Here is a 21,255-nt window from a genome sequence, read left to right as displayed (position 1 = left end):
CTTTTTACTTATTTACCCTACCACCTTGAAATAATATTTTTTCAATGCTTCTTTCCCGCACTCAGCTAATACATCCCGAGCTATTTTTTCATGTTTAAAATAATCAACGTTTGCGTCTACAAAAATATCTCCAACTACGACCAATATAATCCCTGTTTCAGCGTTCAACTCCAATTTATATACGTCTGTAATATTACTTTGCTGGTTATTATATATCCAATCATCAATTTCATCTCTTGTCATTTTATTTTCTTCAACAATGTTTAATACCCTGCAAGCTTCTTCTGCTTCTTCTTTAGTTTTATATACATTTCCTTTGTTGTAGTTGCGTGTATCGCGACAATATCCATCCCAATGTTCCCATATGAATGTATATCCTTCTTTTCCATAACCATATCTTACACGCCAATATTGCTCATTCTTTTCGGGTTTCCACCTTTTAGATTTTGTTATCTCAAATTCAATATTTTTAGCATGCAAATAACTAGCATCGCATTGAAGACAATTTTTATCGCATGTTCTATCAAAGTCATAATTCGTGCATGTATTACATAAAATCTCTCTTATTTCTTTTTCTGTTCCTGTTATTTTTATCATTACTTTACTCTTCTCCTTTCTAATTTAATATTTTTCTATTTCATCACTTTTACCCATTTTTGTTTCCCTCAGTCGTGTTACTTGTAAGTCTATATACCGCCACATGAACATGTGTCAATTTATCATATTTCTTCCCTATTACTTCTACATCTCCTCTTTTAGTCAATTCCGTCAGCCTTGGAGCTACTGCTTGCCTTCCTCCCAATAATACTTGACCCTTTTTAAATAATATTCCAGCAACTTCTCTTGCTGTATAATCTCCTTTTTTTAATACGTCTTTTATATACATATATAATATTTTCTTATTTACCTTATTTAGGCTTTCCTTCCTAGTTTCTGCTGTTATACTCAACTATCTCAACCTCCGTTCTCGGATTTTTATTATCAATAAATACCCTAGATCCGTCTGTACTTACAATTATTTTAGGATTTAATGAACTATCGTCTTTTAGTACCCTTGCCTTTACAAGTACGTCCATTAATGCACTTTCTAAATTTGTAATATCAACCCTGTAGTTGCCTTTTCTGTAATATGTGGCTTTAACGTTCACAGGATAATCAATCTCTTGTTTTACCTCATATGGTATCAATAACACCGCCTCTTTTTCGTACTTTTCATATGCTTTGCTTGGCAACACTTTTTTATATTTGCCACAATTAACTATCCTTGAACTGTTTTTCTTAGTAACGGGATTTAGCGGTATTGTAAATTTAATGCTCATTTTATCCTTCCTTTAATCAACATAATATTTACTTGCTATTTTTTCGTTTATACGTTCAATCTGCCTGTCTATTTTTTCTATTACTGCTTGATTGAATTTATTAGTTTCTTTGTTTGATATATTTAATTTTATCTGTAGTATCAATATCCAAACATCAGCCAGTTCTTCTATCGTGTTCTCTTTATCTTCTTTCTCTATGGCGGTAATCAGTTCTGCCATTTTTTCTATTAATTTATGTAACTGATGTTTTTTGCCATAATGATTAAATATCCTGTTCAGTTTATTTTCTATAGGCTCCGATGTTCTTTTTATTGTTTTTTTCTCCATTTGAATATCTTCTTTTTTGCAATATTTTTTCATTTGACATTTGGCACAATGTTTACCGCTTTTGCACCATTCATTTGACCTATAATCATTTAATCTTGTTGTTTCATTCATATATAATTCCTTCCGAATATTTTTTCAAAATCCAGTTCCGGATATACTTCTTCAAATCGTGCTTGTCCTGCTTTCTGCAAACTCTCAAACAGCTCTCTGTCATTATGTATGCCATAACTTGCAAACACGTGCCAATCTGCCCTTAAATATACCCATAGACCGTATTTCTCGCTTAACTCTCTTTGCTTTTCTCCTCTGAATATATGATGTTTATGTAGGTTGTTCCCATATAGAGGTGTGCCCGTTATGAAACACACCTTTTCGTCCTGCATTATGCTTTTTGACATTTATCTTTTTCAGTCCACAGTGATTTTAAGTTAGCTATTTCATCAGGTGTCTTAGTATCAATACCCAGCTCCTGTGCTTCCTCAACTACATAATCTATCAAGTCACTCATCTGTTTACTGTCATATGTACTTGACCCGTGATACATAATAATTTTTACTCCGCCGTCTACTTTACACATATCCAGTTTTTCGGCTACCCAACCTATACCGTTGCTTTCCCATACCGATATAAACTTATCTTCGTCACCCTCCTGAACCATTGCAAACGTGAAAACGCCCTTTTCCCTTATAGCTTTCCTGTATACATCTTCTTTTGTTGTTTTCCCGCCTAGGACCTTGGCTATTTCGTCGCATAGTAACCACATATAACTATTAGCGTCTATACTTCTTTTTTTCCTAAATGCTTTAACATCAAAGACAAGTTTTTCTTTTTCTTTGTATTTATCTGTAAGCTCTTTTATTGTCTTTTCTTCGTTGCAGATTATTGTTAGGATAGGTTTATGTGTGTATAAATCTAAATGCAGACCTTCGATTTTTCCCGTAAAACTCATATATCCTCCTTATAATTATGTATCAATACATTTATTTTCACATTTAGCATGAACAAATCCATCAATTCTATAACGCCTAGCTGTAATTGTTCCCCCACACAACGGACATGTGAATGTTTCCTTTTCTCCAGCTTTTATAAAATCACTAATATTGTTCATATTTGCAAGTATTATTGTTAATCCTTCAACTAATTTATCATCCATACTAATCTCCTATAAATAATCACCATATGTGACTTTATTTTTTATATCTATTAATTTAATTTGTTCACCGCTAAAAGGGCATATCGTCATCGTCCATTTCACTGAAGCCGTCCATTGGGACCCCAAACTCATTATCGCTTTTAGCTTGTGATTTTTTATTGTCGTCTTTATTTCCTAAAAACGTTACTTCTTCCGCCACTACTTCTGTCACATATCTTTTGCTTCCGTCATTTGCGTCATAGCTTCTTGTTTGTATCCTGCCTGCTACAGCGGTCTGTCTTCCTTTTGAAAGGTATTGTCCGCAAAGCTCCGCAGTTTTTCCCCATGCAACTATTGGAATAAAGTCCGTCCCTCTTTCTCCGTCCCTTGACTTGAATGTCCTGTCTACTGCTAGTGTAAATGTACTTACGCTTGATCCACTGTTTAATACCCTTGTGTCGGGGTCTTTTGTTAATCTGCCTATTAAAACTACTTTGTTTAGCATATCCCGTGTACCTCCTCATACTCTTTGATTAAATCCCTGATTTTTCTAGGTTCTTCGTCCTCCCATTTTATTGATTTAAATATGTGTAAATAAATATCTAGTAAAAAATACATATTGTCAGAATACCAAAATCCATTTTTTCTAACAGGAGGGAAAAGAAAAACTATTAACTTGTTACCGTTTCCTTCTCTGTCCCTTGTAATATATCCCTCTTTCCATGGCTCTTTTAAATTTTTAAGTATTATATATTCATCATGTGTTATTGTCGGGAATAATCTATTTGTTAAACTATCTGTATTCCAGTTCCAAGGGCATTTTTCTTTCATGATACAATTATTTTCACTATTGAGAAATGGACACCCCTCGCAACCTGAACCATTGTTAATACATGTATCTTTTATCATGTCCAATACATCTATAAATTCTTTCCTTTTCATTGTTTATCTCCTATCTTGTTTTTACAATATTTCTTTCCTGATAAATTCAATTTCTCTTGGTCTTCGTTTATGTTCCATACACCAAATCATATATCTAGCTCTTTGCAAAATTTCATCTATGGTTGCATCATCACGGGCTATTGTTACGGGGTGATTTATAAATTCATCTACCTCAACCATTAACGGATTTTCCTTTTGTTCGTCGTTCAAAACGTTGAAATTTAATATTCCGCGGGGTGCGTCTAAAACATGAATTTGTGTCTGCACCTGTAAATAATATGCTTTTGGTATATTTAACTTCGTACCCATGTACTCCGAATTGAATTTTCTTTTAGCGTACATCGCGAACCAGCTTTTTAACCCGATGACCTTATTTTCAATAGGTATGTTGGTTTCTGTTTCCCTAGCGTCCAAACTTGCGACTAATCCTTTTATTTTGGGGCTTTCAATACGTTCATTGAATATCAATTCTTTCCCTGTTAATTTGCTGTAATATTCTAAACATGGCTGTTCCAAAATATCACCTGCGGTTATATGTATGTTATCTAAATCTTCATGGGGTCGTTTCCCCATTTTTTCCTCCCATAAATGCTGGGCTTGAAGAGTATCAAAATTGCTTAATTTATATATTTCACTGGCTCCTAATTGTTTACGCCTTTCTTCTCTTTCTTTACTATTTAGCATGTTCCTTTTGCTCCTCGTCTAAAATCAGTTCTAATTGTTCAATCATTTCATCATATTTACTTGGATTTAATAAATCCTTTTTAAAATCTTCTTGTTCTATCCCTAATTTGTTATATACAATTTGATTACTTCCATAACACTCTATAGCATCTTTAAATAACTTGGTTATTTTTTTTTGCTTAGATGTTATTTTTTCTTTATCTTTTTCTTCTATTTCTGTTCCCGCGATTTCTTCTGCGCTGGCGATACTTTCTTCAATCCCAAAACCTAAAAACGCTAATGCTCTACCTACTGCCGATGTTTCGCAGTTTTCTATATATGATGTCTTGTTTATTCCGTTTCCCTGAACTTCGCTTGCAATTCCCGTTGATAAAATACGTCCGTTTTCATCTCTTACGATCGCTTTTATTTCACACTTAATCCCCATCGTGCTTTCTTTATCGCTTAAAAGTTCTGTTTCTATGGTTCCGTTTGGTATTAATTTTCTAAATGCTATTACTCTTTCATTTACCATTGGATATTCTTTTGTTATTTCTTTGTATTTTCCGTCAGGTTGTTTTTGTTTTCTTGTAAATGGAATAGTCTTCATATCCTTAGAAAATTCTTTTATTTTTTCATATGTAAAATCCATTTAAATACCTCGCATTCTATCAGTTTCAATATCTACACCCTCCCAGTATGGGGCGTATTCTTTCACACAGCTTATTCTTTCTCGTTCTTGGTATGCATCAAAACATAACTCACATTTTATCCCCTCTTCGGTTTCAAAATAATTTTCGCCGTTTTCAAATTCATGCCCACATTCACTACATGTCATTTAAATCTACCTCCGCCGTAAAATCTTCGTCAAACGGTATCTCTTCACCGTCTTTTACATCTAAAATATTTTTATGTATTAATTTTTTATATTCAGTCAAATAGCGTTCTGTATTTTTTAACTGCTTTTCTAAATCACTGTTATGGGCTTTTAATATCTTTCTTTCCTCATCGCACTGTACGATATAATTTGTCAGTGAATTGTATTTCTTATTGCTCATTATTTTCATTTGTATAACCTCAAATTCTAGTCTGTGTTTATTTCTTCACAATCAGTGTTTAATACGCATTTACCGTCATAATGAATATCAATCTCTGATGAATAATAACCATTCTGTTCTGAATAACACGGGATAAAAAACATATGAGTTCCCACGCTTCCAAACCTAAAACCACCCGAAACCGATTCGAATATTAAGTTTTCATCAAAATCAACGCTAAATGCTTGTTCTTCAATTTGTTTAAAATCCGCATAATTATCTTCGCAACAACTGGGCACGTGATGGTCTATAATTTCTTTTCCGTTATCAAATAAAATTCCTGTTTCATCTACTTCTTTAATTCTCATTTGTATAACCTCTTTTTAATATTATTTTTTCTTTAATTTTCACTCATCATCTTTTCAATATCTTCTTCGCTGTAATACTCATAATCAATATCACTTTGAATTGTTTCTTTTTTAGATTTTGAGTTATTGTTTTTCTTTAATTCATAAATATCTTGCCAGTTATTTCTTATTGACTGGTCTATAATCGCTATCTTTTCCTTTATGTCCCCGTCTGATAATTCATTCAGCCGTTTTATAAATCTTGTCATTGCTCGTGATGTCAACGGCTTCTTAATCTCGTTCCTAAAATACATAAAATCTATTATGGATTTTTCTAATTCTTCAGGCTCGCCCTTTATATATTCTTTTATAGTATTAATATTTAATATTATATTTTTATTATTATCTTTAAACTTTTGTTTAATAGGGTCTTTAACTTTTCTTTGGGGGGTATTAAACATTTCTTTAATAGGGTCATTAACAATTCTTATATACCTCTTTAATATTTCTTTACTACCTTTTTTGTATTCTATCTCGGTTGTTATGTACCCTTTTTCTGCCAGTGATTTTATCCATTTTGATATACTGACGGTTGTCACACCGTACAGTTCTGCGAAATAGCTATTATTAGCCCAGCAATACCCTTTTTCGTTGCATAATGACGTTATTTCCGCATATAACAATTTTGCATTCGGTGTTAAATCCCTGTCATACCTAACGTGTGCGGGTATAATCGAATAATACCCCTTGAAATTATCCATTCATTAACCCCCTGTAATATCCGGTAATAAATCCAAATCCCCACACTATACCGAAAAATATTAATGCTGATATTGTCGGGTGGGTATTGACAAAATCACCGATAAATGCTAACATTCTAATATAAATATTTATTGAACTGAATTTCTGCGTGGTGGCGTTTTCAGTTCTTTTTTTATGCTTATTCATCTGGAACCTCCTCCCCTAAACTTTTGAGTAAATCTTCTAAAACAAATACATATTCTGATATTTCTTCCATTTCTTTTATCTTTTTCAATATATTTTCTGCGTCTTTAGATCCATCTTCGTAACAAAATTCCCCGTCTAAATCGTGGTCTAAACGTTGCAGTTGATATAGTACCTCAGTTCTTCTAGTTTCTACTTGGTCTACAATGAACGCGTCTGTTTTTTTTAAAACTTCTATTTCTTCAGAACTTAATGTAATTTCTTTTTTACTTATCATCGTTTACCTCCAACATTTCCAGTATTGGTATTTCCGCCCAGTATTTTATATTTATTTCTGTTAATAACACATGTTTGTTTTCATAAAAATCACGGGCATTGAATTTTTTGTATACATATGAATATGGTAATTCCGTAATATTATTTTTATCGATATAACACAAATAATTACCGCTTTTGTTAGGTAACTCTTTTTTTACATCATGCCATTCTATCGTCGTTTTATATGTTTCCATCTTCTCGTCTCCATGTCCATAAATCTAAATTGTCTATAATATGTTTTCGTATGTTATCTCCTACGTATTTATCTGAACACACTTTTACAATATCTAACTTTGAAAATCCTCTAGGTTTTATGTATAAATCATCATCATACTCATTTAATGGACAATTTAAACCAGTTTCTAAACCTATCAATACATCATCAAACGTATTAAATATTTTTGCATTTTTTAATACTATGTATTTTTCACCGTTTCTTAGCTGAACGATATCACCATTGTTTAAATCTTGTTTTTTCATCTCTTCATCTCCTTATTTTGCTATCCCACTAGCTTTAATTTGCTTTAATTCAATTAATTTTTCGTGAACCCCTTCTGTAAATTTTCCTTCTTTTTCATCATCCGAAAATATATACGGCATTGCTATATATGGCATTTTAATAATATCTAACAGTTTGAACATCTCAGCTCTCGACCATTCGTATTCGCCCGTCATTCTTCTTTTCACATAACTTTTACTCTTTTCCAATATAATTGGTAAATCTCCGCCTAATGTTATTCTCATACGTTTTAGCCAATATCTTAGTTCCGGATAATGTTCTATTCTCATTACACCCTCCTTTCTTCTACCTTTATCATTAAGAGTTAAATTGTGACTACGAAGTATATATGCTCTATATGACCTCCTACTTTCATAAATCGTATATATGATAATAAATTCTAGACTTCGTACCCACATCTTAACTCTTAATGTTTGGTTATTAATTTTTAAACATTGTTATAATTATTTACTTTTGTTCAAATTTTTGAACGTTCTTTGTAAAAAAATAAGTATCAATCTCTTCAATGTTAATATCAAGTAAATCTGCACTTTTGTCTATTTCAATCTGAGAAAATGGTATTTTATTATTCAGTTTTTTAGACAACGTTTGAGGTGAACAACCTAACGCTTCAGCAAACTTTTCATTTGTTCTGTATTTTTCAGTAATTTTCCCAAGTAATTTACTATAATTAAACAATTTTTTTTACCTCCTTCGTTTTAAATGTTCAACTTTTTGAACTTAAATATATTATATTATCTTGATATAATAATGTCAATAGTTTTGTTCAATTTTTTTAACTTTTTCGTTAAATCGCTTGAACTTTAGTGTAAAAATATGTATAATATATTTAAATATATGAGGAATAGTAAAATGAAAAAAATATCAAATACATCAGAAAGATTAAATTATATATTAAATTTAAGAAATTTAAAGCAGGCTGATTTAGTTAGAAAAACTAATTTACAAAAATCTGCAATCAGTCAATATTTATCAGGTAAAGTTGAGCCCAAACAAGATAATATATTTATTTTAGCAAATGCATTAAGTGTAAGCGAAGCATGGTTAATGGGTTATGATGTACCAATGTATAAAGATATATCAAATGATAATTTTAATATATCAAACGAAGAAAAAATATTAATAAATAAATACAGACAGTTAAGCGAACAACAGCAATTTAAAGTAATGGGTTATATAGATAGCGAGCTGCATCACGCTGAAACAGCAAAGGAAAGTACCCCTGTATATAAAATTGACAACAATACACACTCTAAAGTTGCAGAAGAGCAAAATATTTATAATATAAATAAGCCAAAGAAAACGATAAAACGCCCATTGGTTGCGGATACGGGTGACAACGGGTATGTAGATATGGATTTAGATTATTTAGAAAAATTAGATGCTGAATCCATAGAGGAAATGAATAGAGAATATGAATACAAAAAAAAGACAAAAGAATTATTAAAAGAATTTAATTTAGATAATCCTGACGAAGATAAATAATTACTATTATTTACCATGATAAAATCCTACTTTATTCTATTAAAATAATAAATGAATTTTAATAGAAAGTAGGAAAACATAATTGAACGAAGCAAGGGAACAATTTATAATCAACACAGCAATACGAACAGTTTTACGGTCAAATGTAAAAACATTACCTGTCAATATGCACGAAGTATGTAAAAGTTTAAATATTAAAACACGTAAATTTAGTGAAAGCAAAGCATTTACAGATAAAATTCGGCGTAATGAAAATAATAATGCGTTTACATTCCCGGGGGTAAATAACATACTATACATATTTTATAATGATGAAATGATACCATATGAAAAAGTTAGATCAAGTATAGCCCATGAGATAGGTCATATAGTATTAAAACATCTATCAATATTGGATTATGAAAAAAATAATGAGCTTGAAGAAGAAGCTGAATTATGTGGAAGATATATTTTGATACCTAATATCATACTGGATAAATGTAAAAAATTTAATCCTAAAGATATCATGGTATTATGTGAAACAACATGGGATTTAGCAAAGGAATTTTATAATCAATCGGAGGTTGATATAGAAAATAAAGAATATATAAAATTAAAAGAATTTTTGTTGAAACAGTTTGAATATTTTATAGATTTTTATAAGTAGTTTTGAAAAAGTTTAAGGGGAAATATTATGAAAAAAATTTTATCAGTTTTATTAGTATTAATTTTAAGTATTGGTTTGTTAGCAGGCTGCGGAACAAAAGGTGATACAAAATTTAAAGATAGTGAACTATATACTAAAGGATTAATGGCAGAAAAAGGATATATAATAGGAGATGTAGATGAGATAAATGAGGGAATAAATTATCATATATCATTAATTAATCAGGATCAGGATAAAAAAGAACATATAGGACTTATAGATTTTGAAAGTAGAGAGAATGAAACTTATAAAAATGAAGGTACTACAGGAATAGTATATAAAACAGAAACAAATAAACTTAAAGTTACATATGAATTTAAAAAGGATAAGCTTATTTCTTTGTCTTTATGCGGTCAAGGAAATAAAGATTGGTTTACAACTGATTATCTAGCTTATATTGTTGCCATAACCAACGTAATTTGTCCTAAACAAGGGACAGAAGATATGCTTGATGTTATTTTTTCTGGGAAAGAAGAAACAACGTATAAGTTGAAAAATAAAGGCTTGATTTTAACACAGTCTGTTATTCCCGATGATAAAATAATTTGTTTCTTCTTTGTTGAACCTTATAAAGAAAGAGAAAAAACAAATATACATAATAAAATTAAAATATAAAAATAAAATATAAAAAACTCCCCTATCTAATATAGACAAAAGAGTTCTGAGGTGCTTTGGCTAATACACCTATAATGGATATAAGTATTATATACCTGAAAGTTATAAATTGTCAAATAAATAATTTAAACAAGTAAAAAGCCCCCCTAGCCTCTACAAAGGCTAAAAGCTTAGAGAGTGCATTACATATAATATAATAACAATACTTATAGCAAATTTTATTATATGTAATACGCTTTTATTTGTCAAACCAAATAAGCGTATTTTTTATACCCCTCAAACGCTATCCCACTAGCAATAGGAGGTATATAAATAATGGACGCAAGAACTAACACGGCAAAATGGTCCAAAAAATATAAAAAATGGAGGATTAAAATACAACGAGACGGAGTACCTAAGGAATTTACCTGTACTACTCCGGGTAGAAAAGGACAGCGAATTTGCAATGCTAAAGCTGACAAATGGCTATCTGAAAGAACATTTAACGAAAACACGACTTTAGAACATCTTTCAGTGTCATATTTAGAAAAAGTAAAAGATTTAGTAGGAACTAGTAGGTATAAAAATATTTGTTCACAGTTTAATAAATGGATTTTACCATACAAGGGTAAAAAAAGATTTAGCAAATTAGAAGAAGACGATTTGCAGGATATACTAGATAAAATGTTCAAAGAAGGTAAGGCAGCAAAGCATATAAGCGGAGTTAAAGGAACAATAGAAGATTTTCTTAAATTTGCTAGAAAGAAAAATATAACAAGATTAATACCGGAAGACCTACAAATAAATCCAAAAGCAAAAAGAGAAAAAAAAGACTCTCTACAGCCAGATGATCTATATACATTGTTTAATAATAATAAAACTACATATTATGGTAAAGAGATAAGAGATCCATATATTTATATTTACCGTATGTATGTTGTCACAGGACTGAGGAGAGGCGAACTTATCGCATTAGAAAAAGAAAAAGATATATTAAATGCCCCCGTAATTCGTTATTTTAACAAGAAAATAATCAATGTTAATAACGACACCTTTCTAAGGGTAAACAAGTCTATAAATGAATATGGAGAACTTACAGAGGGAAAAACCGAGAATGCTTATAGGTACGAGATATTACCACAACTAGCATTAGATATTATAAAAGATGAAGAGAATTTTCTGAAAGAAAATCATGTTATCTCTAAATATCTTTTTCCAGAACTAAACGGTAATCATTTAAAACCGCAATATATTTCATCTAGATTTAAGAAGTATGCAGAATATCATAAATTGTCATGTGATACATTACATGAATTACGACACACGTTTGTTAGTTTAAATGATGATGACATAGAAGATGAAACAATGCTTGAAATTATAGGACACGGCAATAAGAAAATCACAAAGAATTATAAGCACGTCGTGGTCGACAGATTATCAAAAGCAAGTAATGTAATTGACGAAAGAATGCAAGATGTATTAGAATATGGGGAAAAATTAAAAAAGTGTTCCAATGTGTGGTCTTTAAAAAAATAAAAACCCCCAAAGCCTTTCAGCTAAAGGGATAGAATGGTTTGTTTAATGGCGGAGAAGGAGGGATTTGAACCCTCGCGCCGCTTACACGACCTATACCCTTAGCAGGGGCACCTCTTCGGCCAACTTGAGTACTTCTCCGTAATCCGAATAAAAAAAAGATATTCAGTTTAATCTTAATGGCCGAGAGGGTGGGATTCGAACCCACGTGGGCTTGCACCCTAACGGTTTTCAAGACCGCCCCGTTATGACCACTTCGGTACCTCTCGGGATTCATTAAGCTTAACTATATTATCATATAGAATTATTTTTGTCAACATAATAAGCCTTAATTATAAAATATTTTTATTTATTCCCGCTCATTTCCTTTGACTTTTCGATACTCGAAAGAAGTGCATCTATTACATTACCTCTAAATCCAGAGTATTCGAGAGCATTTACGCCTTTTATGGTCGTTCCCCCCGGAGAACATACATTATCCTTTAATTTTCCGGGATGTTCCTTCGTTTTAAGGACCATCTTTGCCGCCCCAAGAACCATCTGTGAAGCGAGCTTGTAAGCCATTTCTCTCTTAACTCCGCTTTCCACCGCCGCATCCGCCAAAGCTTCTATGAATACATACACAAATGCAGGTCCGCAGCCGCTTAGGCTACCCGCAGTATCTATCAAGGCTTCTTCAACGACCTCGCTTTTACCGAAGCTACCGAATATCCTAAGTACGTCTTCAAGATCTTCAAAATCAGCATTCTCCCCGGGACATATAAGGCTCATTCCCTCCATTACCATTGCGGGAGTATTCGGCATGGTCCTTATAAGCCTTATTTTCTTACCAAACATCTTTTCGACGTTTTCTAATGTCTGACCCGCCGCTATGGTGACTATCAAAGTATCATCACTTACACAGTCCTTTATTTCGTTTATTACTATATGATAAGCATTGGGCTTTACCGCAAGGAATAAAATGTCGCTCTTTTTCGCAACTTCCTTGTTGTCCATGGTAACATTTATCCCATATGTATCTTGTGCATTTTTAAGGGTTTTATCCGTGGAAGCGCTGGCGATTATATTTTTTTTATCAGTCACACCCCCGTCAATGATCCCTCCTGCCATGGCTCTTGCCATATTTCCAAACCCTATAAATCCCACTATCTTGTTCATAACACTATCTCCTTTTAATATATTTCTTCTTTCATCAATGATATTATACCAAAAACCACGTATCTTTAAAGAAAAAATCGCTTTTTAATTCTTCACAAAATTTATCGTACTCGGGACACATTTTGTATAAGGTACGATAAAACCACTTTTGGTGATTTCTAAACCTCATATGACACATTTCGTGAAGCAGTACGCTTTTTATTATATCCTCGGAGTATTTCACCAGACATACGTTTAGGCATATCCTGTCCGTCTTAACGGAATAACTTCCGAACCTTGTCTTCATTATCCTTGTCCTTAAAGTAAATTTCCTTCTTATACCCACTTCTTCCGCCCTCAGTTTACATTCACAGATGAGCTTTTTGTTCAGTATATCATCAAAAGTCTTTTTAAGATAATCGTTTATGAGCACAGTTTGATATTCTATGTCATCTTCTTTTGAATATAAGATAAATTTATCTTTTTCAAGGTCTATTTTATCCTCATCGGATTTTATCACATCTATCTTATACCTTCTGCCCAGTATACCGATCGTCTTGTCCTGAAGGTCATCCACCTCGGCATACCGCTTTTCCATTATTTCAATTCTCTTTTTTATCCAGTCGTCTTTGAGCCTGAGTACGTTATAGACCCCCTGTGTCGTAAGCTCCTTATTCGCATTTACCACCACATTCAAATCTTTGTCTATTCTTATATATAAGTTTTTTATATTTTTTCTGTTTATTATTACGTTATAATCCAAATCATTCATTTACTAAAAATACTTCCTCTTACTTAAAATACTTTCTCATCAAATAAAAACTAAATCCTACCACGGAAAGGCTTAAAAATATAACCAGCGGATATCCGTACTTCCACGCAAGCTCCGGCATATATTTAAAGTTCATCCCGTACCACCCCGCAATGAGTGCAAGGGGAGAGAACACTGCGGTGATTATCGTAAGGGTCTGCATCGTCCTGTTCTGCTTTATATCCGCCTGTGCCTGATACAGATCCCTGAGATGCCTTGTATATTCCATAAGCATATCTACTTTCCCGTTAAGCCTTACGACTTTATTTGTAAATATCCTGAAAAGCCCTTTATATCCGTTTATGAATATGTCCTCTTCGTTCTCCTCAAATACCATACCCATTTCTATAAGCTGGTCGTAGTAATTGCTGAGTACCAGCAGCTGTCTTTTCATATTTACTATAAAATAATTGAAGTTCTTTAAGTCTCCCGTTAAGACCTTGTCTTCGATTTCGTTTATGTTCGTCTCGAAATGCTCCAGATATCCCAAATCCCCGCTTATGAGTATATCCAAAAAGTCGTATAAAAAATGTGATATGGACGGATTTTTCCATTCTCTCTTCTCTTTTATACTTTCTATTATGGGCTTTACAACGTTGTCGCTGTCGATAAAATATATCCTATGATTTTTTATATAATATCCGAACTTCCCCTGCTTTAAATCTTTTCCCATTTTGGGGATAAAGAAAGTCCCCACTATTACATCTCTGTATACTTCTGATTTTGAAAAGTTTATATTGTCAAAATCCGCATAATATGTCGGTATGCCTTTATCACGGCACGCCTCGTGCCACTGCTCGAGAGTAAGCAGTATCACCACATCGTCTTTCTCACTTACATTATCTAAACTTTCTATCTCTTTAAGTTCATTGTCTACTTTATAATACATCGTCTCACCTCGGTACATCTATAATATCACATTTGCTTACTATATTTTACCACAATATTGAGTTTTTATTTATTACCTGAAGACTTCGAAGAAGTCTTGTGAATTTTACATATGTAAAATTCATATGTGTGAAACACATCAGGTAATACGAGCGAATTTTCCTTCTGTAGGGTTCCACCCTACTAACCACATAAGGGGCTCTGCCCCTAATACCCTTGTAAGGGACTCCGTCCCTTAGGAACCCTGCGAAGTTTTTTCCGAAGAAAAAAAACTTCGAGAAAAGTTCTTCCACTCATTCGCCGTGGCGGCTTATAACGCTTCTCGATTTCCTAAGAAACGCTGCCCGCGTTTCTTGGAAGAGAAGCTACCTCCACCCCAATAAATAAGAATTTTACATTTTACTAAAAGTTATATATCTTTCAGATAGTATACTGGTGAATGATATCCATATTACCTGAAAGAGTTATTAACTTTAATTTAAGATAAAACTTATATTTACAGGGGGTAGGGACAGCGACTGTTCCCAGGAAATCGGGAAGATTTTCTGAGGAAATCCAGTCGCTTTAAGCCTCCGCGGCTTGAGCGGCGTCCTTTAATCCAAAAATTTGGACGAGCAAATTTTTGGTGGGGTGCGGGGCAAAACCCCGCAGAAAGGGTTTTAGGGGCAGAGCCCCTTACTCCACCATTTGACAAAACACAAAAGCTCTGATATCATGAGCTTAGTAAAAAAGGAGAATGTCATGAACTTTTACGAAACAGACAAAATCACAAGAAAACTCAGCTCTGTGCAAATGAAACGATGAACGTTGTGCAGAGCATAAAATATTCATCGGGAAGCAATAACAGTGAAGTGATCCTTTAAAGGGATTTGTTTTGCTACGTTCTTCCCGATAACATTTAGGCTATGGACAGCGTTACGGTCCGTAGCCTTTTGTTTTATCTTTAAAAACGGAAGGCAGATACCGCCTTCTTTTTTATTTGAATTTATATTATTCATTCTTGAAGGCTGGAAACAGGAATAAATAAAAAATCAGCGAGGAAAACAAAATGAGTTTATTATATATAGAAAATCTTTTTCATTCATATTCGGATACGGTCTTATTCAAAGGCGCGGATATGACGCTAAATAAGGGCGAACATATGGGGATAGTAGGTCAGAACGGTGCGGGGAAAAGCACCTTTATAAAAATATGCACGGGACTTACCGTCCCCGACGAAGGCAGGGTCGTGTGGGACAAAAAGATAAAAGTCGGATATCTCGACCAGTACGCAAAAATAGACGATGAAATCACCATAGAAGACTTCCTGAAATCTTCATTTGAAGAATTATACATCATTGAAAACAAAATGAACGAATTATACATAAAATCCGCAGATGGTGATTTTGATGCACTGGAAAAGGCGGGTAGATATCAGGAAAGGCTGGAGAGAGAAGACTTTTACGAAATAGATACGAAAATCAAACAGATCTCCACGGGGCTCGGACTTGATGCAATAGGTCTTAACAGAAAGATAAGGAATTTAAGCGGAGGTCAAAGGGCTAAAGTAATCCTTTCAAAGCTCCTTCTTCAAAAGCCCGACGTCCTCCTCTTGGACGAACCCACCAACTTTTTAGACAAAGAACATGTAGCATGGCTCAGTGAATACCTTAAAAATCTGGATAACGCATTTATGGTGGTCTCCCACGACCATACCTTCTTGGAAAATATATCCAACAGGATATGTGATATAGATAACGGGAAGATAAACAAATACTACGGGACATACTCCGAGTTTCTCAAAAAGAAAGAAATGCTCAGAGAGGACTACATCAGAAAATACAACGCTCAGCAAAGAGAAATCAAGAAGACCGAGGAATTCATAAGAAGGAACATCGCGGGAAGAAAGACTAGGATGGCTAAGGGCAGACGTAAACAGCTTGAGAGGATGGATAAAATGGAAGCCTTGGACACAAGAGAAATAAATCCCGTCTTCGACTTAAAAAGCCTTCCTCTGAATAACACCGAACAGCTTAGCGTAAATAACCTTAAAGTTGGATATGACTACCCTGTCTTAAAAGACATAAACCTATCCGTAAAAGGAGGAGAGAAGGTGGTTATAACAGGCTTCAACGGCATAGGAAAATCCACCTTATTAAAGACCCTTACGGGAAATATCAAAAAGCTGGGCGGAGGATTTAAATTTTCACCTCAGGTCATCATCGGATACTACGAACAGGATCTCACTTGGGAAGACGATAAAATGACACCTCTTGAAATAGTTTCAGACAGCTTCAGAAAGCTTTCCGAAAAGGAAATACGACGTCATCTTTCAAGATGCGGAATTAGCTTCAAACATTCCAATCAGGAAATAGCGTCCCTAAGCGGCGGAGAGCAGGCAAAAGTAAAGATGTGTCTGCTTACATTAAGCCCATGCAATTTCCTCATTATGGACGAACCTACCAACCACCTGGACAAAAACGCCAAAGAAGCACTCAAAAAAGCACTTCTCACCTTTAAAGGAAGCGTAATACTTGTCTCTCACGAAGAGGAGTTTTATAAAGACTTCTGTGATAAAATAATAAGTCTGTAGGGCGCTGCCCTACAACCCACATAAGGGGCGCTGTCCCTTATACACCGATACTCTGTAGGGTTCCACCCTACAACCCGCCATTCTGCAAGGCTCCGCCTTACAATCCACATAAGGGGCTCTGCCCCTTATACCCCGGCACTTTTTAAAAGATTAAAAAGTACCAAAAAATCTCCGCTCAAGCCGCGGTGGCTAAAAGCGACTGGATTTCCTCTGAAAATCTACCCGATTTTCAGGGAACAGTCGCTTTCCCAACCCCAGTTATATAAAAAGTTTTATCCTAAATTAAAGTTAATAACTCCCTTAGGTAATATGCGGGTGACTGACTTCGGTAAGTTTAATATCCCTTTTAGCGAAGCTCTCAGGCACCGCGCCCAGCGGAAGCATTTAACTCAAAGTTTTTTTGCTTCGGAAAAAACTTTGCGGGGTTTTAGGGGCAGAGCCCCTAGGAAGTTTGTTTCTTTAAAAAAGAAAACAAAAAGCACCCAAAAGGGTGCTTTTAACCTAATTATTCAACTACCGCGATAACTTCAACTTCCACAAGCACGTCTTTGGGAAGTCTTGATACTTCCACGCACGACCTTGCAGGCTTTGAAATGAAGTATTTTTCATAAACTCCGTTAAAATCCGCAAAATCTTCGATATCGCTTAAAAAGCATGTGGTCTTTATGACTTTATCAAATCCGCTTCCCGCTTCTCTTAATATCTCTTCTATATTTTGGCATACTCTATTAGCCTGCACTTTTATATCCCCTTCGATAATTTCTCCGCTTTCGGGGATTATCGGTATCTGTCCCGACGCATATAACATACCGTTCACGATAATTCCCTGCGAATAAGGTCCTATCGCTTGAGGTGCCTTTTTTGTTGATACTGTTTTCATATTATCTCTTCCTTTCAATCAAACTGGATTTATTATATCATATTTTATCGTTACTGATATATATAAATAATTTTATTAAAATTTAATAGTTATCATATCTATATCGTTCATCGTTACCCAAAACATGTTTTATACTCATCAATATTTCATATATCATCAAAACACGTTATTCTTCTTTCCTTACTCCTTTGATATAACAAGTAAAACATCCTATTTTAATCTTTTTTATATAACTTCTTTTACTAACAAACTTTAAAATTATAACCTTATTAAAAAATTAATATTTTAATATCGATAACATTGATAAAAAAATGTTTCTTTATAAATATTTCTATCACGGTCATAAAGTGTATTATCATATCTTTATCCTAAAGAATTATATTATTTACCCCTCATACCCTTTCATAATATCATTTATTTCGTCTTCGCTTTCTTTCATGGCTTCCAAAGTATCAGAAAGCAAATCACTCAGTTCAACCCCGAGCATTTCGGCACCTTTTTTGATTACGTCTCTGTCACAGCCGGCAGCAAAGCTCTTGCTCTTAAACTTCTTCTTAAGGCTCTTAAGCTCCATATCCTTCGTACTCTTTGAAGGTCTCATCAGCGCCGCCGCATTTATAAGCCCGGTAAGTTCGTCTGCCGCAAAAAGCACCTTCTCCATTTCATGCTCGGGCTTTATATCGGAACATATCCCGTAACCGTGAGAACATACAGAGCGTATTACGCTTTCCTTCACTCCCGCCTCGTTAAGAAGATCCACCGCCTTTTTGCAGTGTTCACCTGGGTAAAGTTCAAAGTCTATATCGTGAAGAAGCCCCACAATCCCCCAGTACTCTTTTTCATCCCCATAACCCAGCTTATCCGCATACCACATCAAAACCTTCTCCACCGTAACCGCATGCCTTATATGAAAAGCCTCTTTGTTATATTTTCTTATAAGTTCAAATGCTTCATCTCTTGTAATCCCTGTTTCCATTTCTCCTCCTAAAACTAGTTTTTATTTGTAATAATTATATAAATTATGAACCTAAAAACTCTCTTTGTCAATACAGTTAAGGGACTCCGTCCCTTATGAACCCTGCGAAGTTTTTTCCGAAGAAAAAAAACTTCGAGAAAAATTCTTCCACTGCGTGGTGCTAAGCCTTCGGCAAAAGGGATATTAAACTTACTGAAGAATATCACCCGCATATTACCTGAAAGAGTTATATACTTTAATTTAAACTAAAAAATTTTCATGTAAAGGGGGTGTGACAGAGGTAGGAAAATAAGGGGCGCTGCCCCTTACACCCCGAACTTCTGTAAGGCTCTGCCTTACAATCCAATCTATAGGGCTCTGTCCTATAACCCGCCAATTTTTACTTGTCTAAAAATTGGATTTAACGACCCCACTCACTCGCCGTGGCGGCTTAAATCGACTGGATTTCCTCAGAAAATCTACCCGATTTTCTGGGAACAGTCGATACCCCAATCCCTCTTTATATCGGGGAAAGGTCGGGGTAGCGGTCGTTTGGAGAAATTGCGGGCAGCAATTTCCCAAAATCCGACCGCGTTAAGAGCCGCCACGGCGAGTGAGTGGAAGCATTTTGTCCAGTATTTTTTGCTTAGGAAAAATACTGGCGGGTAGTAGGGCGGAGCCCTACATAGGGTTTAAGGGACGGAGTACCTTATAGATAGGTTTTAGGGGCAGAGCCCCTGGGAACTGGGTCGTAGGGTGGAACCCTACAGAGAGGTGGGTCGTAGGGCAGAACCCTACAGAAAGTGGGGTGCGGGGCAAAACCCCGCATAGGGTTTAAGGGACTAAGTCCCTTACAAAGAGTTTTAGGGGTTAAGCCATGTAAAGAAGATAATGGGACGAAGTCCCATAAGTCAGTTTATATATCATAAGCAAATGAAAAAATTTTTATTAAAAATATTAGGAGGAACACATAAATGAGTTATTCAAATTTTAAACAAACCGTATGGAGTGCAAATATTTTAAGAGACTTGGAAAAACATGCGGTTTTATACAAAGACTGCTGTCATGATTTTGACGGTGAGATAAAGAAAGCGGGAAGAGTGAAGATACTTGGTGTCGCAAGACCTACTATCGGTGACTACACAGGCGAAGATATCGGTTCTCCGGAAGAACTTCAGGATACAAGTATATACTTGGACATCAACAAAGCAAAATATTTCAACTTCGGTATCGACGATGTGGATAAAGCACAAAGTCAAAAGGGACTTATGGCGTCACTGAGATCCGAAGCCGCTGCGGGACTTACGGAAGTCTTCGAATCGGACATCGCTAAAGAAGCCATGAACGCAGGCAAAAAATCAGTTTCAACGGCAGTAAAGACAGAAGACGACGCAAAAAAATTAGTAGACAAAGGTCTCGTTTACTTGAGAGAAAACGGAGTTCCTTTTTCACAGAAAGTAGTAATCGAGCTTTCGTCTTGGTTCTATGACTTGTTTGCAAACAAGGTAATGGAAATAAAGACACAAAACGACATGCTCGTTGAAGAAGGTATCTTGGGTCAGTATAAGAATGCATACATCAAAATGAGCAACAATCTTTACAACGACGGAACAGACGATTACATGATGATAAGAACGAACAGAGCCATTGCGGCGGGAAAACAAATAGATAAAGTGGAACCTTTCAGACCGGAAGGAAGATTTGAAGATGCTGTTAAGGGTCTGCTCGTTTACGGTATCAAGACCGTAAGACCAAAAGAATTATATACAATAAAAGCTCATGAAGCTTAATGGGAGGTAAGACTATGTCAATGACAAATGTAGAAAGCGTAAAAATAATCAAAAATCAAGTAAGCGGATATCCGACTTTTACAGCTATAGGAGAAGAAGGCGTGCTAGTGGATTACAGCAGTGCCGACGATAAGACTTTACTTATATTATCGGCTAGTGCTGACAGCACCGTGAGTGTTCATGCGGGAAACGGTATCCAGGGAGCGGAAGACAATCAGTTCTCTTTTGAAATCAAAAACGGAGAAACAAAGACTCTTGTTTTGGAAAGCGGGATGTTCATGGATGTAAAAGAAAACAAAGGAAAAGTTAAAATTACAGCCACAGGAACAGTATCCATCGGGGCTATCGTTCTTCCTTAAAGGGGCGGTGCCCCTT

34 protein-coding genes and 2 tRNA genes are annotated in these 21,255 nt (G+C 34.7%); 7 read left to right on the top strand and 29 right to left on the bottom strand.

Features of this window, described 5'->3' with window-relative positions; translation table 11 throughout:
• Window positions 1-12 precede the first annotated feature (12 nt).
• The 21 genes from Q0516_RS10280 to Q0516_RS10180 form a co-directional block, all read right to left on the bottom strand.
• Complete coding sequence (locus tag Q0516_RS10280) at window positions 13-597, bottom strand: hypothetical protein (protein ID WP_294465600.1); 585 nt, start codon at window positions 595-597, stop codon at window positions 13-15.
• A gap of 49 nt (window positions 598-646) precedes the next feature.
• Window positions 647-949 carry a hypothetical protein gene (locus Q0516_RS10275; protein ID WP_294465598.1) on the bottom strand — a complete coding sequence of 101 codons (303 nt, stop codon included), beginning with the start codon at window positions 947-949 and terminating at the stop codon, window positions 647-649.
• Complete coding sequence (locus Q0516_RS10270) at window positions 927-1,319, bottom strand: RusA family crossover junction endodeoxyribonuclease (protein WP_294465596.1); 393 nt, start codon at window positions 1,317-1,319, stop codon at window positions 927-929. The genes Q0516_RS10275 and Q0516_RS10270 overlap by 23 nt, the downstream gene beginning before the upstream one ends.
• A gap of 12 nt (window positions 1,320-1,331) precedes the next feature.
• Window positions 1,332-1,757 carry a hypothetical protein gene (locus Q0516_RS10265; protein WP_294465594.1) on the bottom strand — a complete coding sequence of 142 codons (426 nt, stop codon included), beginning with the start codon at window positions 1,755-1,757 and terminating at the stop codon, window positions 1,332-1,334.
• Window positions 1,754-2,044, bottom strand: coding sequence for a hypothetical protein (locus tag Q0516_RS10260; RefSeq protein ID WP_294465593.1), 291 nt, complete (start codon window positions 2,042-2,044; stop codon window positions 1,754-1,756). Before Q0516_RS10260 ends, Q0516_RS10265 begins: the two co-directional genes overlap by 4 nt.
• Window positions 2,029-2,595: a hypothetical protein gene (locus Q0516_RS10255; RefSeq protein ID WP_294465592.1), complete on the bottom strand. Its 567-nt coding sequence runs from the start codon at window positions 2,593-2,595 to the stop codon at window positions 2,029-2,031. The genes Q0516_RS10260 and Q0516_RS10255 overlap by 16 nt, the downstream gene beginning before the upstream one ends.
• Before the next feature lie 15 nt (window positions 2,596-2,610).
• Window positions 2,611-2,799 (bottom strand): hypothetical protein, encoded by a 189-nt coding sequence (locus Q0516_RS10250; RefSeq protein WP_294465590.1) that lies wholly within the window; start codon window positions 2,797-2,799, stop codon window positions 2,611-2,613.
• A 70-nt stretch (window positions 2,800-2,869) separates the two neighbouring features.
• Window positions 2,870-3,283 (bottom strand): single-stranded DNA-binding protein, encoded by a 414-nt coding sequence (gene ssb / locus Q0516_RS10245; RefSeq protein WP_294465588.1) that lies wholly within the window; start codon window positions 3,281-3,283, stop codon window positions 2,870-2,872.
• Window positions 3,277-3,720, bottom strand: coding sequence for a hypothetical protein (locus Q0516_RS10240; protein WP_294465585.1), 444 nt, complete (start codon window positions 3,718-3,720; stop codon window positions 3,277-3,279). The genes ssb and Q0516_RS10240 overlap by 7 nt, the downstream gene beginning before the upstream one ends.
• Window positions 3,721-3,741: 21 nt before the next feature.
• Window positions 3,742-4,404 (bottom strand): YqaJ viral recombinase family protein, encoded by a 663-nt coding sequence (locus Q0516_RS10235; RefSeq protein ID WP_294465583.1) that lies wholly within the window; start codon window positions 4,402-4,404, stop codon window positions 3,742-3,744.
• Window positions 4,394-5,035 carry a hypothetical protein gene (locus Q0516_RS10230; RefSeq protein ID WP_294465581.1) on the bottom strand — a complete coding sequence of 214 codons (642 nt, stop codon included), beginning with the start codon at window positions 5,033-5,035 and terminating at the stop codon, window positions 4,394-4,396. Before Q0516_RS10230 ends, Q0516_RS10235 begins: the two co-directional genes overlap by 11 nt.
• The gene (locus tag Q0516_RS10225) at window positions 5,036-5,221 is read right to left on the bottom strand and encodes a hypothetical protein (protein WP_294465578.1); all 186 of its coding nucleotides are present in this window, start codon (window positions 5,219-5,221) and stop codon (window positions 5,036-5,038) included. It lies immediately after the preceding gene.
• The gene (locus Q0516_RS10220) at window positions 5,211-5,450 is read right to left on the bottom strand and encodes a hypothetical protein (RefSeq protein ID WP_294465576.1); all 240 of its coding nucleotides are present in this window, start codon (window positions 5,448-5,450) and stop codon (window positions 5,211-5,213) included. The genes Q0516_RS10225 and Q0516_RS10220 overlap by 11 nt, the downstream gene beginning before the upstream one ends.
• A 17-nt stretch (window positions 5,451-5,467) precedes the next feature.
• Entirely contained in the window at window positions 5,468-5,788 is a 321-nt protein-coding gene (locus Q0516_RS10215; protein ID WP_294465574.1) for a hypothetical protein, read from the bottom strand.
• A gap of 32 nt (window positions 5,789-5,820) precedes the next feature.
• Complete coding sequence (locus Q0516_RS10210; RefSeq protein WP_294465573.1) at window positions 5,821-6,528, bottom strand: helix-turn-helix domain-containing protein; 708 nt, start codon at window positions 6,526-6,528, stop codon at window positions 5,821-5,823.
• A complete protein-coding gene (locus Q0516_RS10205) occupies window positions 6,521-6,715 on the bottom strand; it encodes a hypothetical protein (RefSeq protein WP_294465571.1) in 195 nt (64 codons plus the stop codon). Before Q0516_RS10205 ends, Q0516_RS10210 begins: the two co-directional genes overlap by 8 nt.
• Window positions 6,708-6,989, bottom strand: a complete 282-nt coding sequence (locus tag Q0516_RS10200) for a hypothetical protein (protein WP_294465569.1) — start codon at window positions 6,987-6,989, stop codon at window positions 6,708-6,710. Before Q0516_RS10200 ends, Q0516_RS10205 begins: the two co-directional genes overlap by 8 nt.
• A complete protein-coding gene (locus tag Q0516_RS10195) occupies window positions 6,979-7,224 on the bottom strand; it encodes a hypothetical protein (RefSeq protein WP_294465567.1) in 246 nt (81 codons plus the stop codon). Before Q0516_RS10195 ends, Q0516_RS10200 begins: the two co-directional genes overlap by 11 nt.
• The gene (locus tag Q0516_RS10190) at window positions 7,211-7,510 is read right to left on the bottom strand and encodes a hypothetical protein (protein WP_294465565.1); all 300 of its coding nucleotides are present in this window, start codon (window positions 7,508-7,510) and stop codon (window positions 7,211-7,213) included. Before Q0516_RS10190 ends, Q0516_RS10195 begins: the two co-directional genes overlap by 14 nt.
• A gap of 12 nt (window positions 7,511-7,522) precedes the next feature.
• On the bottom strand, window positions 7,523-7,819 hold the full coding sequence (locus Q0516_RS10185; protein WP_294465563.1) for a hypothetical protein: 297 nt from the start codon (window positions 7,817-7,819) through the stop codon (window positions 7,523-7,525).
• Between the two features lie 178 nt (window positions 7,820-7,997).
• Window positions 7,998-8,228 carry a DUF739 family protein gene (locus tag Q0516_RS10180; protein ID WP_294465561.1) on the bottom strand — a complete coding sequence of 77 codons (231 nt, stop codon included), beginning with the start codon at window positions 8,226-8,228 and terminating at the stop codon, window positions 7,998-8,000.
• Window positions 8,229-8,402: 174 nt separating this feature from the next.
• On the opposite strand from Q0516_RS10180, the gene Q0516_RS10175 reads away from it, so the two are divergent.
• From Q0516_RS10175 to Q0516_RS10160, 4 genes are all read left to right on the top strand, one after another.
• On the top strand, window positions 8,403-9,035 hold the full coding sequence (locus Q0516_RS10175) for a helix-turn-helix domain-containing protein (protein WP_294465558.1): 633 nt from the start codon (window positions 8,403-8,405) through the stop codon (window positions 9,033-9,035).
• Window positions 9,036-9,117: 82 nt separating this feature from the next.
• On the top strand, window positions 9,118-9,681 hold the full coding sequence (locus Q0516_RS10170; protein WP_294465555.1) for an ImmA/IrrE family metallo-endopeptidase: 564 nt from the start codon (window positions 9,118-9,120) through the stop codon (window positions 9,679-9,681).
• A gap of 27 nt (window positions 9,682-9,708) precedes the next feature.
• A complete protein-coding gene (locus tag Q0516_RS10165) occupies window positions 9,709-10,335 on the top strand; it encodes a hypothetical protein (RefSeq protein ID WP_294465553.1) in 627 nt (208 codons plus the stop codon).
• 315 nt (window positions 10,336-10,650) lie between these two features.
• Entirely contained in the window at window positions 10,651-11,850 is a 1,200-nt protein-coding gene (locus Q0516_RS10160; RefSeq protein WP_294465551.1) for a tyrosine-type recombinase/integrase, read from the top strand.
• Window positions 11,851-11,896: 46 nt separating this feature from the next.
• On the opposite strand, the gene Q0516_RS10155 is transcribed toward Q0516_RS10160, so the two are convergent.
• The 6 genes from Q0516_RS10155 to Q0516_RS10130 all read right to left on the bottom strand — a co-directional run bounded on the left by Q0516_RS10155 (window position 11,897) and on the right by Q0516_RS10130 (window position 15,681).
• A tRNA-Ser gene (locus Q0516_RS10155) sits at window positions 11,897-11,988 on the bottom strand.
• Window positions 11,989-12,027: 39 nt separating this feature from the next.
• Window positions 12,028-12,116: transfer RNA gene (locus tag Q0516_RS10150), tRNA-Ser, on the bottom strand.
• A gap of 76 nt (window positions 12,117-12,192) precedes the next feature.
• Window positions 12,193-13,005, bottom strand: coding sequence for a pyrroline-5-carboxylate reductase (gene proC / locus Q0516_RS10145; RefSeq protein ID WP_294465549.1), 813 nt, complete (start codon window positions 13,003-13,005; stop codon window positions 12,193-12,195).
• 43 nt (window positions 13,006-13,048) lie between these two features.
• Window positions 13,049-13,756: a SprT-like domain-containing protein gene (locus Q0516_RS10140; protein WP_294465547.1), complete on the bottom strand. Its 708-nt coding sequence runs from the start codon at window positions 13,754-13,756 to the stop codon at window positions 13,049-13,051.
• Window positions 13,757-13,775: 19 nt separating this feature from the next.
• Complete coding sequence (locus Q0516_RS10135; protein ID WP_257480952.1) at window positions 13,776-14,684, bottom strand: CorA family divalent cation transporter; 909 nt, start codon at window positions 14,682-14,684, stop codon at window positions 13,776-13,778.
• An 826-nt stretch (window positions 14,685-15,510) separates the two neighbouring features.
• Window positions 15,511-15,681 carry a hypothetical protein gene (locus tag Q0516_RS10130; RefSeq protein WP_294465545.1) on the bottom strand — a complete coding sequence of 57 codons (171 nt, stop codon included), beginning with the start codon at window positions 15,679-15,681 and terminating at the stop codon, window positions 15,511-15,513.
• A gap of 50 nt (window positions 15,682-15,731) precedes the next feature.
• Here Q0516_RS10130 and Q0516_RS10125 point away from each other — a divergent pair, with 50 nt between their 5' ends.
• Complete coding sequence (locus Q0516_RS10125; RefSeq protein WP_294465544.1) at window positions 15,732-17,255, top strand: ABC-F family ATP-binding cassette domain-containing protein; 1,524 nt, start codon at window positions 15,732-15,734, stop codon at window positions 17,253-17,255.
• Window positions 17,256-17,760: 505 nt separating this feature from the next.
• On the opposite strand, the gene Q0516_RS10120 is transcribed toward Q0516_RS10125, so the two are convergent.
• Together Q0516_RS10120 and Q0516_RS10115 are read right to left on the bottom strand one after the other, a co-directional pair.
• The gene (locus Q0516_RS10120) at window positions 17,761-18,135 is read right to left on the bottom strand and encodes a RidA family protein (protein ID WP_257480905.1); all 375 of its coding nucleotides are present in this window, start codon (window positions 18,133-18,135) and stop codon (window positions 17,761-17,763) included.
• Between the two features lie 385 nt (window positions 18,136-18,520).
• The gene (locus Q0516_RS10115; RefSeq protein WP_294465541.1) at window positions 18,521-19,111 is read right to left on the bottom strand and encodes a hydrolase; all 591 of its coding nucleotides are present in this window, start codon (window positions 19,109-19,111) and stop codon (window positions 18,521-18,523) included.
• Window positions 19,112-20,064: 953 nt separating this feature from the next.
• Here Q0516_RS10115 and Q0516_RS10110 point away from each other — a divergent pair.
• Complete coding sequence (locus Q0516_RS10110) at window positions 20,065-20,880, top strand: hypothetical protein (protein WP_294465539.1); 816 nt, start codon at window positions 20,065-20,067, stop codon at window positions 20,878-20,880.
• Window positions 20,881-20,894: 14 nt separating this feature from the next.
• The gene (locus tag Q0516_RS10105) at window positions 20,895-21,239 is read left to right on the top strand and encodes a hypothetical protein (RefSeq protein ID WP_294465536.1); all 345 of its coding nucleotides are present in this window, start codon (window positions 20,895-20,897) and stop codon (window positions 21,237-21,239) included.
• Window positions 21,240-21,255 lie beyond the last annotated feature (16 nt).

The sequence above is a fragment of the uncultured Anaerofustis sp. genome (assembly GCF_938029165.1).
Classification (GTDB): domain Bacteria; phylum Bacillota; class Clostridia; order Eubacteriales; family Anaerofustaceae; genus Anaerofustis.
The sequence above is the reverse complement of the archived record's forward strand: the minus strand, read 5'-3'. Positions and strand labels throughout refer to the sequence as shown.